This window comes from Leucobacter sp. 7(1) (genome assembly GCF_900163635.1).
Lineage (GTDB): Bacteria > Actinomycetota > Actinomycetes > Actinomycetales > Microbacteriaceae > Leucobacter.
In genome coordinates this window covers 74,646-89,949 of record NZ_FUID01000005.1, presented here as the reverse complement: position 1 = coordinate 89,949, position 15,304 = coordinate 74,646, and the positions used below count along the sequence as shown (strand labels likewise).

13 protein-coding genes and 1 tRNA gene are annotated in these 15,304 nt (G+C 65.6%); 4 read left to right on the top strand and 10 right to left on the bottom strand.

The window, feature by feature from the left end:
* Positions 1 to 69: 69 nt before the first annotated feature.
* The 3 genes from FM113_RS01890 to FM113_RS01880 are packed head-to-tail and all read right to left on the bottom strand — an operon-like array spanning position 70 to position 1,907.
* Positions 70 to 294 (bottom strand): HPP family protein, encoded by a 225-nt coding sequence (locus FM113_RS01890; protein WP_087010916.1) that lies wholly within the window; start codon positions 292 to 294, stop codon positions 70 to 72.
* Positions 291 to 1,001, bottom strand: a complete 711-nt coding sequence (locus tag FM113_RS01885; RefSeq protein ID WP_087010913.1) for a CYTH domain-containing protein — start codon at positions 999 to 1,001, stop codon at positions 291 to 293. The genes FM113_RS01890 and FM113_RS01885 overlap by 4 nt, the downstream gene beginning before the upstream one ends.
* Positions 1,002 to 1,010: 9 nt before the next feature.
* Positions 1,011 to 1,907 (bottom strand): DMT family transporter, encoded by an 897-nt coding sequence (locus tag FM113_RS01880; protein WP_254908819.1) that lies wholly within the window; start codon positions 1,905 to 1,907, stop codon positions 1,011 to 1,013.
* A 33-nt stretch (positions 1,908 to 1,940) separates the two neighbouring features.
* Between FM113_RS01880 and FM113_RS01875 the strand changes: the two genes are divergently transcribed.
* The 4 genes from FM113_RS01875 (at position 1,941) to FM113_RS01860 (ending at position 5,644) form a co-directional block, all read left to right on the top strand.
* Positions 1,941 to 2,504, top strand: coding sequence for a hypothetical protein (locus FM113_RS01875; RefSeq protein ID WP_087010911.1), 564 nt, complete (start codon positions 1,941 to 1,943; stop codon positions 2,502 to 2,504).
* Positions 2,505 to 2,585: 81 nt separating this feature from the next.
* The gene (locus tag FM113_RS01870) at positions 2,586 to 2,999 is read left to right on the top strand and encodes a hypothetical protein (RefSeq protein WP_087010909.1); all 414 of its coding nucleotides are present in this window, start codon (positions 2,586 to 2,588) and stop codon (positions 2,997 to 2,999) included.
* Positions 3,000 to 3,141: 142 nt separating this feature from the next.
* Positions 3,142 to 4,437: an LCP family protein gene (locus tag FM113_RS01865; RefSeq protein WP_087010907.1), complete on the top strand. Its 1,296-nt coding sequence runs from the start codon at positions 3,142 to 3,144 to the stop codon at positions 4,435 to 4,437.
* A 7-nt stretch (positions 4,438 to 4,444) separates the two neighbouring features.
* Positions 4,445 to 5,644: a putative peptidoglycan glycosyltransferase FtsW gene (locus tag FM113_RS01860; RefSeq protein WP_087010905.1), complete on the top strand. Its 1,200-nt coding sequence runs from the start codon at positions 4,445 to 4,447 to the stop codon at positions 5,642 to 5,644.
* A 3-nt stretch (positions 5,645 to 5,647) separates the two neighbouring features.
* On the opposite strand, the gene FM113_RS01855 is transcribed toward FM113_RS01860, so the two are convergent.
* From FM113_RS01855 to gdhA, 7 genes are all read right to left on the bottom strand, one after another.
* Positions 5,648 to 9,004 carry an ATP-binding protein gene (locus FM113_RS01855; protein ID WP_087010903.1) on the bottom strand — a complete coding sequence of 1,119 codons (3,357 nt, stop codon included), beginning with the start codon at positions 9,002 to 9,004 and terminating at the stop codon, positions 5,648 to 5,650.
* On the bottom strand, positions 9,001 to 9,732 hold the full coding sequence (locus tag FM113_RS01850; RefSeq protein ID WP_217895936.1) for a DUF4194 domain-containing protein: 732 nt from the start codon (positions 9,730 to 9,732) through the stop codon (positions 9,001 to 9,003). Before FM113_RS01850 ends, FM113_RS01855 begins: the two co-directional genes overlap by 4 nt.
* Positions 9,722 to 11,209: a DUF3375 domain-containing protein gene (locus FM113_RS01845; RefSeq protein WP_087010901.1), complete on the bottom strand. Its 1,488-nt coding sequence runs from the start codon at positions 11,207 to 11,209 to the stop codon at positions 9,722 to 9,724. Before FM113_RS01845 ends, FM113_RS01850 begins: the two co-directional genes overlap by 11 nt.
* Before the next feature lie 81 nt (positions 11,210 to 11,290).
* Positions 11,291 to 12,511: an ATP-binding protein gene (locus tag FM113_RS01840; protein ID WP_087010899.1), complete on the bottom strand. Its 1,221-nt coding sequence runs from the start codon at positions 12,509 to 12,511 to the stop codon at positions 11,291 to 11,293.
* Positions 12,512 to 12,739: 228 nt separating this feature from the next.
* Positions 12,740 to 12,812 (bottom strand) — tRNA-Arg (locus FM113_RS01835).
* A 136-nt stretch (positions 12,813 to 12,948) separates the two neighbouring features.
* Entirely contained in the window at positions 12,949 to 13,704 is a 756-nt protein-coding gene (locus FM113_RS01830; protein WP_087010897.1) for an NlpC/P60 family protein, read from the bottom strand.
* A gap of 213 nt (positions 13,705 to 13,917) precedes the next feature.
* Entirely contained in the window at positions 13,918 to 15,270 is a 1,353-nt protein-coding gene (gene gdhA, locus FM113_RS01825; RefSeq protein ID WP_087010895.1) for an NADP-specific glutamate dehydrogenase, read from the bottom strand.
* Between the last annotated feature and the right edge of the window lie 34 nt (positions 15,271 to 15,304).

Sequence of the window (15,304 nt, the reverse complement as noted above, 5' to 3'; positions counted from 1 at the left end):
GGACATGTCAACGCCATTGACACGATGCACGGAGCACACACCTCGCACCCTCAATAGCCAGGTGAGGCGCTACTCCGCCGGCGGCTTCATGATCGCACCGGCGGCAAGTCCCACAGCGAGTCCCGCGGGGAGCCAGAGCCAGAACTGGCTGATCGCGCTGATGACCAGGCCCATCACCGCCCCCATAATCAGGCCGACAATGATCTGCTTCCGGCGCGCCTTCGGTGAGGGTTCCGGGGTCTTACCCGCGCCACGTCCGCCCTGCGGTGTGCCGGAATTCGCTCGCTTACTCATGTGTCCAGCCTACGCGCCGCTTCCTGATCAGCCGCGTCGAGCGCGGCAAGAGCCGCAAGCTGCGCCGCGTCGGCCCCGCGGGCCTGCGCAAGCGCTATCAAACGCCCAGTTGCGCGCGCGATCTTCGCTGGGCTCGCGGAGGGTACAGCACCCGCGCCACGCAGCACCGGATCCACCGCATCGAGTTCCGACTCATCGGCGCCGGGGAGGAGCTCCGCCTCCCACTCCCGCCACGCACGCCGCACACCGGCGGCAAGATCTGCCGTGCGGACGCTGTCGTCGGCAAGCTCGATCCGGGCAACCCCGGCCGCGTCTCGCAGGAGAACCACGGTGCGCTCGGTGTCCATCGTTGCCCGCGGCTGTACTTTGTCGGCGGCATCGCCGACAAGTGCGCGAAGCTCTGCCACAAGGGCCTCCGGCAGTTCTTCCGCGAGCGGCCACTGCAGTTCTCGCACGCCTCCCGGCTGCCGCACTTTGATGTGCCAGCCCGCGTCAGTCCCGCCCTCGCGGACTCGGAGCGCGACGCCGGCGCGCGCCAACGCCTCGTCGACAGTGTCAAAGTACCGCGCTCGCAGCGGGAACGTCACGGGCGGGTCAGGCTCGAACCCGGCGGCCCGAAACTGCTCTGGCGTTGGCATCGTGGCGGCCACGTCTACCTCGTACTTACGCTCGATCTCGAGCGACTCGCGTGCTGCGTTTGAAGTCACATCCCCAGCCTACGCGGGTGACGCCGGCTCCTTGGCCGCCGGGCCGTGTCCTCCGGAGAGCCACACGATTCCTGCCCCCGCACCGACAACGAGAACAATGCCAAGTACCGCGATCGGAGTGAGCAATTGATTCAGGAACAGCGCGCCGAGGATCGTCCCGACGACAGGGTCAAATGCGAACAGCACCCCGAGGACGCGCGCAGAGGTCAGTTTGCCCGCGATCGTGTCCACGGTGAAGGCGAGAGCGGTACCCAGCACCGCAGAGGTCAGGAGGGCGAGCAAGTGCTCCGGGCGCACCAGCGGCATCACCGGAACCGAGAACGGAAGCGTCAGGATCGCAGCAACGGTGACGGAGAGGGCAACGCTGGGGAGGCCACCGTCGGACTGTCCGACCTGGGCGGCGAGCAGAGTGTAGAGCCCAAACGCCGTCCCCGCCAGCGCCGCAAACAGCAGGCCGAGGGGGTCGAGCGCCCCACCAAAACCGGCGATCAGCGCGACCCCGAGCAGTGCCACCATCGCGAGCGCCCCCTCTCGTGCGCGCCGCGACGCAAGCAGCGCAACCATGCACGGCCCGAGGAAGTCGATCGTCGTCGCGATGCCGAGCGGGAGCCGGGCAAACGCGAGGTACAGGAACGCGTTCATCGCGGCCATAGCGACACCGTAGAGTATGATCCCAAGCCACTCACGCCGACTCCGACCGTGCAGTCGGGGCCGGAAAATAACGAGCAGGATCACCGCGGCGATCACCATGCGGAGGGCGCTCGTGCCGAGCACACCAAACGCGGGGAAAAGCCCGACCGCGATCACGGCAGAGAATTGCATCCCTAGCGAGCCCACCAGCACGAGCAGCATGGCGCGGATCGTGGCGGAGCGGGTGAAATGCTGCGCTGTCGACGATGAGCTCATCAGACCAACTCTAGTGCCGGATACACTGGCCGAATGACAGCTGAGCAGGAGTTCCAGGCGGCGCTTGCGCGTGCTGTGGACGCGTGCACCGCGACCGCGGAGCTCCTCGCTGCGGCAGGGGTGCCCCCCGAGCATCTCGCCCGCGTGATCACACCGCGCAAGATCCTGCTGTGGGCACGCCCGGACACGATGCAGGAGTTCGGAACTGCTTGGCGACTGGGCACCGTCCTCCTCGGCACCGATGCCCGGCTCTACGCCGCTGGACGCGCCACCCGGGCCGCAGAACGAGGCCGGCCCGGCTATCAGTCCGTCTCGCGAGAGCAACGCAGAGAGATCGCGGCCGCCGCGCTGCGCGGCGGGATCCCCGCGGGCGAACCGGTGAACTTCGACGCAACGCCAATCCCGCTCCGCTTCGCCGAGATCCTTCCCGAGGCGAGCCTCGCCGAGATCCTCACCGATCCCGAACTTCCCGTCGGGTATAGCGACGGCGACATCCGGGTGAGATGGCGGGCCGGGGCCTCGCTCACGGGTGCCCCAACCCTGGCGACGTTTCTCCGCGAGCGAGCCGAGCTGCTGCAGCATCCACGCCCCGAGTAGTCAGCCCGCGCGCACCGATCCACCCAGTTTGCCCTGCTAGCATCGCTCCCCGTTGGCCAGATGCACGGGAAGGGAGTCAGTATGCGCGCGCAATCGCTCCGACTACCGCTGCTCCTCCTCGTCGTGTTCGCGCTGTTCATGCCTAGCTTTTGGATGATCGACATCATGCAATCGCAGGGCGCACTTCGCGATCCGGACCCCACCCAACTCACTCTCCGCTTTGACGAATCGCGCTCCAAACATGAGACCGTCGAAGACGTCGATGTCGAGTCAATCCTCGAGCAGGCCGCGCTCGCCCCTGTCGATGAGGTCGACGAGCCGGACGGCGTGATGTCCGTGCTCGCCCCGGCGTTTGGTCCGGGATCCGCAATGGCCGCCCTTGAAGTGCGACTCCCTGCGTTGACCGCGGGTGAGTTGCACCGGATCACGCGCTGCGTGCTCCCACCTGACCCATTCCGAGAGGTCCCGACAACTCCGCCATTGATCGCGGCCTGAGTACCCCCACTCGGGCACCCCTCAGGGTGCCCGGTTGCTGAGGTACTCATGCGCTGCCCTGGCGCGCCTCACCCGACCCCGGTTTGCGGGGCTTAGACGTGCGCGCTGGGGTCCCCGATCAATTCTCACGGGACGGACCCACATGCAGACCTCATCTCGCCCACTTCGCTCACCTCGCTCGCGGCGACGCCGCCTCATCACGACGCTCTCGATTGCGCTCACCACCGTGCTTGTTCTCACGGGGGCGGGAATCGCGATCGCGTACCACACGATCACCAGCAACATCGTCCGTTCGGACTTCACCCTGCCGCTTGTGGACGACGTCGCACCTGACCCGGGCGAGCAGAACATCCTGATCATGGGCATGGATAGCCGCGTGGATCAAAACGGCCAGCCGCTCCCCGACGAGATCTACGAGGCGCTGCACGCGGGCACCGCCGACGACGGTGGCTACAACGCGAACGTACTCATGCTGCTGCACATTCCCGAGGACAGGTCGCAGACCGTGGGGATCTCGATCCCGCGCGACGACTACGTCGAGCTTGCGGGGGCACCCCTCGGGATCACACACTCGAAGATCAAGGAAGCCTACGGGCTAGCGATGCAGGAGCGCATGAACGAGCTTGTCGGCGACGAGACGCTGAGCGAAGAAGAGGTCTACCAGGCGGCTCGGAGCGCTGGCCGCCAGGCGCAGATCGAAACGGTGTCACACTTTCTCGGCGACGTTCGCATCGATCACTTCGTCGAGATGACAATGGGCGGTTTCGCATACATCTCGCAGGCGGTCGCCCCGATCACTGTGTGCCTCAACCAGGCAACCGAGGACGCGTACTCGGGTGCGGACTTCGTCGCCGGCGTGCAGGAACTCGACGCGGCGCAGGCGATGAGTTTCGTGCGGCAGCGGCGCGATACCGGCGTCGACGGCCCGTACCTTACCGATCTCGATCGCTCACGCCGCCAGCAGGCATTCCTCGCCAGCTTGGCTCACGAACTCTCACAGCGGAGCACGCTCACGAACCCAAAAACTGTGTCCGCACTTGTGGACGTGACCCAGAACCATGTCGCGCTCGATACCGACTTCAACGTGCTTGAATTCCTTCGGATCGCGCTCGAGGCCTCGAAGTCAGGGGCACGATTCGTGACCCTCCCCATCCTCGAGTTCGACATGATCGACGGCGCTTCGGTGAACACTGTCGATATCGATGAGGTCCAGGGCGTTGTTGCGGCGATTCTCGCGGGAACCTACTTCACGGAGCAGGAGGACGGCACCGCAGCTGAGGCGGATCAGGATCAAGAGCTGGCGCCGGAGCCGGAGCTGACACCAGAGCCGGAGGACACCGCGCCCCTCGCGCAGCCCGAGCCCCCGGCACCCGGCTTTGCCGTGGTGGGTACCTGGGACGAACCGATTTTCGCCGGCGCTCTCCCCTGCGTAAACTAGGGCGACCGTGACCTCTCGGTCGAGCCGCCTGCGTCTTCCTGCGGCGCGTGCGACCGGCTTCGGTGGCGTTCCCACCGCGGCCGGGCCGCTGCGCACCCTGACAACGATCCTGGTGACCGCGGTCTGCCTCCTCACCGGGCTCGGTATCCTCATGGTGCAGTCCGCAAGCCAGGTTTCGGCGATCGCTGTAGGCGGCAACCCGTTCTCTGGATTGATCCGGCAGGGTGGGTACGCGCTGGTAGGGCTTGGGCTGCTCGTGGCACTCAGTCGAACCCCGACGGACAGGCTGCGGCGTCTCGCGTGGCCACTGCTCGGTGCGGGACTCGTCCTGCAACTCTTGGTCTACACCCCGCTGGGATACGAGGCGGGAGGCAATCGAAACTGGCTGCGCCTCGGTCCTCTCTCCGCGCAGCCCGCGGAGTTCATGAAGTTCGTGCTACTGGTGTGGGTCGCGACGGTGCTCGCGACGAAGCGTCCGCTCCTGCGCGAATGGTGGCACGTCGCAATCCCGATCCTTCCCGTCGTTGCATTGTCGATGGGCATCAACGTGATCGGTGGGGATCTCGGCACCCTCATGGTGATCGCGGCACTCGTGTTCGGCTGCCTGTTCTTCTCCGGAGTCCGCCTCCGCTTTCTCGCCGCGATCGCGGCAATCGCGGCCGCGGGCATCGCCGTAATGACACTTATCAAACCCAATCGCGTCATTCGTATTGTGCAGTTCATGGAAATCGACTGCCTGAATGACGCGGAACACGCGCAGGGTATGTGTTGGCAGTCACTGAACGGCTTCTGGGCACTCGCGCACGGCGGGATCTTCGGCGCGGGACTCGGAAATTCAACCGCGAAGTGGGCTTGGCTGCCAGAGGCGGACACGGACTTCATCTTTGCGATCACTGGCGAAGAACTCGGGTTGATCGGGGCGGCGGCCGTTCTCGCCGCATTCACGGCCATCGCGCTCGCCCTCGTCGGCCTCATCGGCCGCTGCAGCGACCCGTTCGCCACCGCCGTGCTCGGCGGTGCGACGGCGTGGATCAGCGCTCAGATGGCCGTGAATGTGGCCGTGGTGCTCGGTTTCATCCCCGTGCTGGGGGTGCCGCTGCCGTTCGTGTCCGCGGGCGGCACCTCGCTCATCTCCACGCTCATGGCGATCGGCGTGGTACTGACGTGCGTGCGTGAGCAAGCCGAGCGGGACGCGGGAGTGGGGTGAGCATTACCGGTGTGCGGGCAGCCCCACTTTCGGTTTTGCCCAAGAACGACCCCGGGTGTCCTTCAAGATGTCGTATTCGACATCGACGTGGGGCTCAATCGCGCTGTACTTATCGTTTGGCGCACCGACTATGAGCTGGAAACCGAGCCCGCGCCACGCCCCGATCGCGCGCTTCGTGAAGTGGGCGTCCGCTTTGATGAGCGCTTCATCGAGGAACACGGGTGCGTAGCGCGGGCGCTCGGCGTCCGCATCGCCGAGCTGGTAGCGCAGCGCGGCACCGACGATGAACGCGATGAGCTCCTGCGACTCGCCCCCGGATTTCTCCCCAATATGGTCGTAGAGCGCCGCGTGCTGTCCGGTCTGGGCGTGCACCTTCTCTGCGCTGACTCGCACGTGGTTGCGCACGTCTACGAGCTCGGCGAAGTCTGGTGCGGTGCGCCGGATCCGGCCAATCAGCCGGGCCATCCGTTCGTAGGCGAGCTCACGCTCAGCGTCACTCTGGGCACCCGCGATGAGGCTTCGCACGTCCCGCAGTTCCGCGCGGAAACGCCGCCGCGCCTCCGACTGCGTCTCCCGCGGGGTGATCTGCAGGCGGTGCTCATCATCGTAGAAGGGAAGGTCCCGCATGATCCGGTTGATCGGTTCGATGCGCTCCTTGATCTCGCGCAGCGCACGGCTCAGCGTGGAGTCAAGGTTTGTCAGGTCGTTGCCCGAGAGCTTCAGCAGGCTCTGCTTCCACTCCCCCTCGAGTTCGTGCAGCCCGCTGGTTTCGAGCTCAGCAAGAATCCGCTCAAAGTCCTTCAAGGACGCGTCCGGATCGGCGCGTAGATTGGGGTTGGGCCAGCTCTCTAAGAAGCTCTCAAGAGCACGCCGCAGGTGACCGCGCTGTTCTTCGAGCGTAGTCTGAGCGGCTGCCTGATCCTCCTGCAGCAGCTTCGCGGCTGTGTCGAGCGCCGCGTCGAAGCGCGCCAACGCATCACCTCGGTTCCGGGCACGACCCGTGGCCGGAGTCTCGAAGCGCTCGCTCAGGTAGGCCGCGTGGTGTTCTCCGAGCACGCGGCCCGCGTCCTCGGCCTCGTCGACCGATTGCTGAGCTGCATCCACCTCATCGGTGATCTCCGCCCAGCGCCGTGCAACGCTCTCCTGCTTTGCCTCGGCCCGGCCCACTTTCTTCTGCTGCGTCTCGATCTGCGACTTGAGTGCGGAGATCTGTGACTGCAATGTTTCGATCTCTGGGTTGCCCTCGACGAGACCCGCGACAATCCGCTCCCAGTTCAGGCGCTCTTGCTCGATCGCGGCGACATTCAACTGATCCCAGCTGAGGTCCACAAGCTTGCCGTAGGCGGTGTGCCGCGCATCGAGCGCATCGAGCGCCTGGGCGGCTTCCTGCTCGACCTCGGCAGCGGCCTGCAACCGTCGCTCACAGGCGGCAACGTTCTCGGCCAGCTCCGCCAGGCGACGCTGATTGGAGAATCCGAGTACTGAACTCTTCCCGTGCCCGCCGTGTGCGCCACGGCTCCCCTGCGACATTTGTCCGGTGATGCTCAGTGCCATGCGGTGCTGCGACAGCGCGGCCGCATCGTCCACGCACACAAAGCCAAACTGATCCGCCAATCGCTCCTGGAGCCAGCCCGTGAACGGGCCCTCGCGGTAGTCGAGGCGACCCGGCAGCTGCTGCGCATCCAGGCGGGTCTTCCCGGCGGTGCCGAGCCGTACCCCCTCGTACCGCAGCCGAGACGGCACACGAACCTCATTGATTGCGTCGCGGAAGCGCGGCAGATGCTCGGCGTCGATCAGCAACGTGGTTGCGAACCCGCCAAGGGCAAGCCCGAACGCGTCACGCCAGGGTTCGAACTCCGTGCGTACCTCAACGAGTTCGCCCACGAACGGAAGATCCTCGGCTGAGAGGCCGGCTGCCTGTGCGAGCAATTCGCGTGACTCGTGCAGTTTGCTCGGAATATTGCCCCGCAGGGATTCCGAGCGGCGGTGTTCTTCTTCGAGCTGGGTAAGCTCGGCCCGAATCATGTGTGTCGCACCCCGAGCATCGGCGTATGCGTCCCGCACGGCCGACTTCGCTGCGGGATCCGCGAGTTCCGCCCGCGCACGCGTGACAAGCGCCCGGAACGCCTTCTCGGTCGTGATCTCCTCGGACAGCTGAGCCACGATCGCGTCGAAACGCTCGCGGGCGTCACGTACCTGCTCCAGACGAGATTCGACCAGACCGAGATCGCGCTCAGCCCGCTCGATCCGGTCGCCACCGGAGTTCCGCAGCACCTCAACCAGACCGGCACGTTCAGCCTCGGCGGCGGCGGTCACTGCCTGCTGGGCTCGCACCTCAGCGTCCGCAGCTGCGTTCTCCTGCTGCAGCTCTGCCTCGACTTCGCGCAGCAGTGCAAGACGTCGGTGTGATCGCCAGAGCGCCGACAGCGATTCCGGATCCCCGAATCGGCCGATCTCATCAAGCAAGCGGAGCTGATCCGCGGCAGCCACAATCCGCTCGCGCATCTCGCGAATCGGCCGAAGCGCCCGCACCTGCTTCTGCGCGGTCAGCATCCGTTGCCGAGTGCCCTCGAGCTCGTCGAAGTGCCCCACGACCGCGTCCGCCGTCGCGAGTGAATCGGGCTCTTCAAGCACCATGCGCTTATACAACTCGTCGACGGTCGTGATCTGCTGGCCGGCCTGGATCCGGGCAAGCAAGCTCATCGCCTTCGCTCCGGCACCAGCCGCCCCGATCCCGAGCACCGTGTGGATCTTCGCCGAGAACTCACGATCCGTTGCGAAGGTGTCGAGCCCTACCGCCTTCACCGCGGCGTCGGAGAGCCTGTGGGCTGCTGCGACCTCCAGGGCGCTCAGATCGAAGGGGCCGTCGATCGTGGCGCGCACCTTCACCGCATCGTCAAGCAGGCGGGCGGAGGCCGGGAAATACCAGGCGCGCACCGCCGTAAAGCGTGAGCCGTCGTGATCCAGCCACGTCATTGCCAGGGCCGTCCAGGTGTCCTCCCCGTCGCCGCGGAGCACACGCACCCGGGTGCCCTCGTCGGTGCGAGACTCATCGAGTTTGCCGCGGCCGTAGGACAGGATGTTGCGCTGCTCGTCGCCGCGCGGTCGGCCCGTCACTCCGCCGTTTGAGGCACCGTTGAACGGGGTCGTATGCGGCATCATCAGAGCGATGTAGCCGTCCATCAGGGTCGACTTTCCGGAGCCCGATCCGCCGCACAGGAGCGTCGCATTCGGAGAGAACCGTACCCGGTGAGCGCCGTCGTAGCCGCCCCAGTTCACAAGCTGCAGTTCGTCTGCCACCCACTGCTGCCCCCGCGATGCCGCGGGAATCATGCCGAAGAGCGTGTCGATCATGGTCATGCGGTGGGTTCTCCCTGATCGGTGTGTGTGGGCTCGGGGCTTGAGTCTTGCGCGTTCGGGGCCACCTGCTCACGGAGCCAGCTCAGCAGTTCCCGCAGGCGATCCGCGCTCAGCACGATCTCGATCAGCGGCGTGATCCGGTAGCGGCCCTCGGATTCCTCGTCAATGATGCCCTCCTGGCGGAGGCGCCCGAGCGCGCTCTTAATTGTCTTCTGCCGCGCGGCCGGGCTCCCGTCCCCGTCGGTGAAGTAGCTCAGCACGGTCTGCTCGATGTCTTCGACATCGACCCACACCGCGCGCTCCCCCGCCGTGGACTCGCGCTGGTACACAGTACGCAGATACACGAGCACGAGCGTTTCGGCGCGGTTGTACGACTCGTCGCGCAGCAGCACGGGCACGTCAAGCTCGTCGGAGCGCACCTGCTGCTTGTAGGCGACCCCGCGCTCGGGATCGACGATGAGCCGCACGAACAGGTCGTGCAGCCGCGACTCGATCACCTGCTGGTTCTCCAGCAGTACCGCCCACTCCTCCGCGTTGCGATCCGCGAACACCACGCGGCGCTGCAGCAGGCGCACGAGCACGCGGCGGACCGCAGGATCGAGCACGCCGCGATCCCCGGCGAAGCTCCCGTCCGGGTCGTTCTCCATCGCCACGGCCTCGACAAACGGGGCCTCCGCGTCCTGCGCACCCGGTTCGTGCTCGGCCGGTGTCTCATGCTCAGTTAGCATCTGCGTCATCCTTCAGTGTGCGCGCGGTCACGGCCGCGAAAGCGAAGCGGCGGGCGGTGCCATCGGGGCGGAGCGCCTCGACTACCGAGACTGTGTCCCCCTCGATGCTGCCGTTGCGGTGGGCAAGTTCCAGGAGTCCGAGCAGGTCGGCTGGGCGGCGCGAATCCGACGCGGAGATGCCGTCGAACGCCGTGGCGAGGTCGAAGCGCTCCGAGTCGAGCCCGGCGAGGTACGCTTCGAGTTCTCCGTAGTTCGGTCCGCCCCAGGCGCGCGTATCCGCGTCGACGAACTCGGCCTCCGCGCCCGAATCGCGCAAGGGGGCGGGCGGGTTCGGGGGCCGCAGATCGTTCAGCGATTGCCGCAGGTGACCGATCCCGCCGGTCGGAAGGCTCCGCAACGGGTCCACACGGTCGCCCGCTTTAGACTCAGGCATCCAGGCCTGGAGGCTGGACATGACCCCGCGGAGCAGATCGTCAACCTCGCGATCCCGGATCGGATCGTGCGTGCGCACCTGGGTGGTGATGACGTGTGAGGCCCGCCGCTGGGCGTTGAGGACCTCCTGCACGCCTTGCTCCACCCGCTTCGCGATCGCGCGCAGGTCGCCTCGCTGCTCCCCCGACATCAAGCGGGTGAAGGGCTGTGCGAGGATTCCCTGCAACTGATCGGTGAGGTGATCGATGTGTTCCGGGTCGCCGATCAGCTTCAACGCGCCAGAAAACGCGCGGCCCTCGGGGGTCGCGTCCATGACATGTTCGCCGCGCTGCAAGTATTCGCGCAGCACCTCGCCCGCGGGGCGCTCGTCGCGACGCAGCTCCGCGATCACGTCACGCTGCATCGCATTGATCGACTCCGCGACGCGCACGAAGTCGGCGGGCAGTTCCCGGGACAGGTGCAGGATGTTCTCGGTGTCTTCGAGTAACTGATCGTCGTCGATTGGCTCGAGCGGCGCTTCTTCACGCTCCAGCAGGGCGATCTCCGCGTCGATCTCGTCCCGCTCCGCCCGCAGCCGCGCGAGCCGTTTCTCTGGGTCGGTCTCCGCGCTCTGCGTCAGCTGTTCCACGGACTCCAGCAGAGTACGCACGCGGGATCGGGACACCTTTGCCCGTCCGCCGCCGGCGCGGCCGGCAACCTCGAGCGCGCCCACCGCCTGCGCGGACAGCCGGTACAGCTCGATGCCCTCCTGAATGTGGGGCACCAGCCAACCCACGCGCACCCAATACCGGCAGATCTCGCGGCCCGATCCCGCCGGGATCTGGCGTTCCTCGGCGTCAAAGCCGGCCGCCCGGATTTCCTCGACAAACGCGCCGACCTCGACGTGGGCGTCGGCCACGGGCACGGACGCGCGCTCCGCAGTGAACATGCGGGTGAGCACGGCGACGACGAAGGGGGCGTACCTGCCGTGCAGCAGATCCAGCGTCGGGTTCTTGAACGCTGCAACGGCGCGCAAATAGGCGGCCTCAGCCGGGGAGTGTGTCACCGATCAAGGATACCGCTGCGCGGCCTCCGAAGCTGACGGCTGGCTTGGGGTGCGCGGAGTCCTGTCATTCACCACCGAGCTCTACCGCTGAGTTGAACGCCGCTTCCGAATCGGGGGAACCTCCAGATTCGGCACAGCTCGAAGCATGAACTTGTCGAAGTCCGGAACCGTAAACGCCGCGTAGCCGTGCTCCGGAGTGTAGAGGAGACCCATGTCGATGAGCTCGGCACGCGTCGGAGCAACCTGGGCTGATTCCCGTCCCATCAGGCCGGCCACATCTGCAGCCTTCTGCGGAGCCGCTCCGAGCTGGGCCATCGCGCGCATATATGCGGTCTGCAAGGGAGTGGCCCGGTCAAGTCGCACGCGAAAGAAGGAACTATCAAGCTTCGCTTCGTATGCTTCGATCGCGTAATGCACAGACTCCAGGGTGATTCGATCCCCCGTCGCAACTTCCCACACCTCGTGCCCCAACTCTTGGATGAAGTATGGATAGCCTCGCGTCATCGCTATCGCGTACTTCAGCGCGTTGTCGTCCCACTCCACGCCCTCGTTCCTTGCTGGATCCGCGAATGCGGCCGCGGCGTCCGCATCAGTGAGGGCTGAAATCTCGGGGAACTTGAAGAGCCGTTCCGCATAGGATTTCGCGTCGCCCGCGAGCTCCGCAATCTGTGGGATCCCAGCGCCGACGAAAGTGATCGGGAGTTTCCTCTGGACGGTCTTGTATACGGCCTGAATGATGCCTTCAAGCTGCTCGCGCTTCAGAAACTGAACCTCATCCACTGAGATCACGATTCCACGACCAGTCTCCTCGGCTGCCCTGCCAAGCTCGAGAAACACGTCCGTGAGGTCAAGAGCGAGGTCTCCATGATCCGCCACTCCTTCTGTCGAGGGGACCGACCACCCGAGCGACCACGTGCCCTGCAAATCGACGGCGAGCGAGAAGGAGGTGAGCGCTGACCCGGCCCATTCGAAACGCTCGGACCACTTCGCTCGTGGTGAGAGTTGTAGTAGCGCGGCTTTGAGCTGGGTAGCAAGCGTTCGGCGAAGTACCGACTCGTCGAACTTGCTCGCTTCAAGCTCGACAACCTTCCAGGAACGACGTTCGGCGATCTCGCGGAGCTCGTTGAGCGGCACCGTTTTCCCCACACCACGCAAACCCCTGACAATGAGTGACTGGCTGGTACGCCCGACTTCAAGGCGCTGGAGCAGCACGCCAAATGCCGCCGTCTGTTCTTCGCGACCGACCATGGCATCGGGACGGGCGCCAGCGTTGGGCGTGTATGGGTTTGTGATGCTGTCCATCTCAGCAAGATTTCAAGCTTTAGGGAGGTTTATTGAGAAATACTAAAGCTATCTAACATGCATAAATCTGCACCTCGAGGCCGGACACAGGCTCCTGTTCGCCTTCCAACAACGCCGAGAACTCAATCTGGCGCGTTCCACGCCCCTGGAACGCGCGAAATTGCGGTCTCGACGGGGTGGGCTGCGGAAATGGATGCGGAATTGGCTGCGGAGCAACGGAAAACACTGTGCCCTGGAGAGGAATCGAACCTCCGACACCTTCTTTAGGAGAGAAGTGCTCTATCCACTGAGCTACCAGGGCGGGGATCACCAGAAGGCGACCTCTGGGAGTCTAGCGCACCGGGGCCACCGTGCACGGCGCGTTCTTCGCTGCGCGGGCACCCCCGGAAACACAAAACGAGCGGGACCGAAGTCCCGCTCGTTCTGCGTGAAAGCTCTTAGCCGAGGCGGACGACGTCGGGCGTCGCGCTCGGGGAAGCGTAGGTGTTCACAACCGTCTGGTTACCGCCCCAGCCACCGTGCACGGCCTGGCCGTTGCCGATGTAGATGGCGACGTGCGGTGCGCCGGCCCAGATGAGGATGTCACCGGGGGCGTAGTTGCCGTCGGTCACCGGGGTGCCGTAGCGGTAGAAGTCAGAGACGCCGTGGTCGTAGCCACCCAGGTCGCGGCGCTCGGTGAGGCCAATGCCTGCGAGGGCGTTCTGGACCAGGTCGGTGCAGTCCTGCGAGACGCCAACCTGTGCGAGCGCGGCGGCAACGAGGCCCTCTGCGCCAACACCAGCGGGAACGTCTGCGGAGCTCTTGCCTGCGGGGCCCGCGGTGGCGGTCGCTGCCGAAGCGGCGTTCTGGCCCGCGGCGAGCTGAGCGGCCGCAGCGGCGGCAGCCTTCTCTTCCTTTTCCTTCTCCTTGCGCTCCTGCTCAAGGATGTCCGCGCCGACTTCGCCGTCAAGCGAAATCACGGGAGAAATCTGCATCTCTGCAAGCGGAGTGACGAGCTGCTGCTGCGTGATGTCCGCATCAGGCGCGCCCTCGACCGTGGGGGCCACTGCGTAGGCGGGGAGCCCGAAAGCGCCGACAAGTCCGAGGCTCAGTGCGGCAGCTCCAGCCATCTGTCCGATTCGCTTCGCCTGCGACCGTGCGGGCTTCGCAGCGTCGTTCGAAACCGCGACCGCCGTGCTGGGGTTCTGATTCACGAGAATAATCTGCCTCTACCTTGGTTGGTGTACATCGGGTGCGACCCTTTCGGGACGCGACCGTTCAAGAGTAACCGATGATTACGGGAATGTCACGCTCAGGTCACGAAGCTCCCAGGAAGCCTGTCCCCGACTGGGATGTGACAGCGATCGGGCCGGCTGTTTTGCTTCATGTGAAGCAAAACAGCCGGCCCGATTTGCACCCGGAACGGGTTAGATCACGCCCTGCGCGAGCATCGCCTGCGCAACGGTGACAAACGCCGCGGAGTTTGCGCCGAGCACGTAGTCGCCCGGGCGGCCGTAGCGTTCAGAGGCGTCAAAGGTCGACTCGTGCACGTCGCGCATGATGCCGTGCAACCGCGACTCGCTCTTGTCGCGATCCCAGCGCGAACGCGCCGCGTTCTGGCTCATCTCGAGCGCCGACGTGGCGACCCCGCCCGCGTTTGCGGCCTTACCCGGCGCAAACAGCACCCCGGCTTCCTGGAACAGTTCGACTGCCTCGGGGGTCGTCGGCATGTTGGCCCCCTCGGTGACGGCGCGCACGCCGTTCGCGATCATTGTCTTCGCGTGGACGTCCGTGAGTTCATTCTGCGTGGCGCACGGGAATGCCAGCTCGGCCGGCACATCCCAGACCGATCCGCCGGTGACGTAGCGTGCGCTCTGCCGGCGCTCTGCGTACTCAGAGATGCGAGCGCGCTCAACACCCTTGACCTGCTTCAGGAGTTCAAGATCGATCCCGGCCTCATCGACGATGTAGCCGCTCGAATCGGAGGCGGTGATCGCCTTGCCGCCGAGCTGCTGCACCTTCTCAATGGCGTAGGTCGCAACGTTGCCGGATCCCGAGACGACGGCACGGCGCCCCTCGATCCCCTGGCCCGCGCGCGCGAGCATCTCCTGCGCAAAGAACACGGCACCGTAGCCGGTGGCCTCGGTGCGCACTTCGGCACCGCCCCAGCCCACACCCTTGCCCGTGAGCACACCTGCCTCGTAGCGCTGCGTGATCCGGCGGTACTGTCCGAACAGGTACCCGATCTCACGGGATCCGACACCGATGTCACCGGCGGGGATGTCGGTGTCCTCACCGATGTGGTGCACGAGCTCCGTCATGAAGCTCTGGCAGAACCGCATCACTTCAGACGCGCTCTTGCCTGCGGGATCGAAGTCCGAGCCGCCCTTGCCGGCACCGATGCGCTGCGAGGTGAGCGCGTTCTTGAAGATCTGCTCGAAGCCGAGGAACTTAATGACCGACAGGTTGACCGTCGGGTGGAAGCGGAGTCCTCCCTTATAGGGGCCAAGTACTGAGTTGAACTGCACGCGCATGCCGCGGTTCACCTGGACCCGGTTCTGGTCATCGGTCCAGGGCACACGGAAAATGACCTGCCGCTCGGGCTCGACCAGGCGATCCAGGATCCCGGCCTCAATAAATTCGGGGTGCTCGGCAAGCACCGGCCCGAGGGTATCCAACACCTCGCGAACCGACTGCAGGAATTCTTGTTCACCGGTGCTCCGGTGCTCGACGATTCTGGTCACGTCCCGCAAGTGTGTTTCGGGTGTGGGCAGCGTCACGTTCGACTCCTCTGTCTATCAACTCCTGTGTGGG

What these genes read in the sequence shown, in the direction of transcription:
- FM113_RS01865 (WP_087010907.1), top strand. Translation starts at nt 3,142, where the DNA reads ATGCAGACCTCATCTCGCCCACTTCGCTCACCTCGCTCGCGGCGACGC.
- FM113_RS01875 (WP_087010911.1), top strand. Translation starts at nt 1,941, where the DNA reads ATGACAGCTGAGCAGGAGTTCCAGGCGGCGCTTGCGCGTGCTGTGGAC.
- FM113_RS01890 (WP_087010916.1), bottom strand. Translation starts at nt 294, where the DNA reads ATGAGTAAGCGAGCGAATTCCGGCACACCGCAGGGCGGACGTGGCGCG.
- FM113_RS01880 (WP_254908819.1), bottom strand. Translation starts at nt 1,907, where the DNA reads ATGAGCTCATCGTCGACAGCGCAGCATTTCACCCGCTCCGCCACGATC.
- FM113_RS01855 (WP_087010903.1), bottom strand. Translation starts at nt 9,004, where the DNA reads ATGACCATGATCGACACGCTCTTCGGCATGATTCCCGCGGCATCGCGG.
- FM113_RS01870 (WP_087010909.1), top strand. Translation starts at nt 2,586, where the DNA reads ATGCGCGCGCAATCGCTCCGACTACCGCTGCTCCTCCTCGTCGTGTTC.
- FM113_RS01850 (WP_217895936.1), bottom strand. Translation starts at nt 9,732, where the DNA reads ATGCTAACTGAGCATGAGACACCGGCCGAGCACGAACCGGGTGCGCAG.
- FM113_RS01840 (WP_087010899.1), bottom strand. Translation starts at nt 12,511, where the DNA reads ATGGACAGCATCACAAACCCATACACGCCCAACGCTGGCGCCCGTCCC.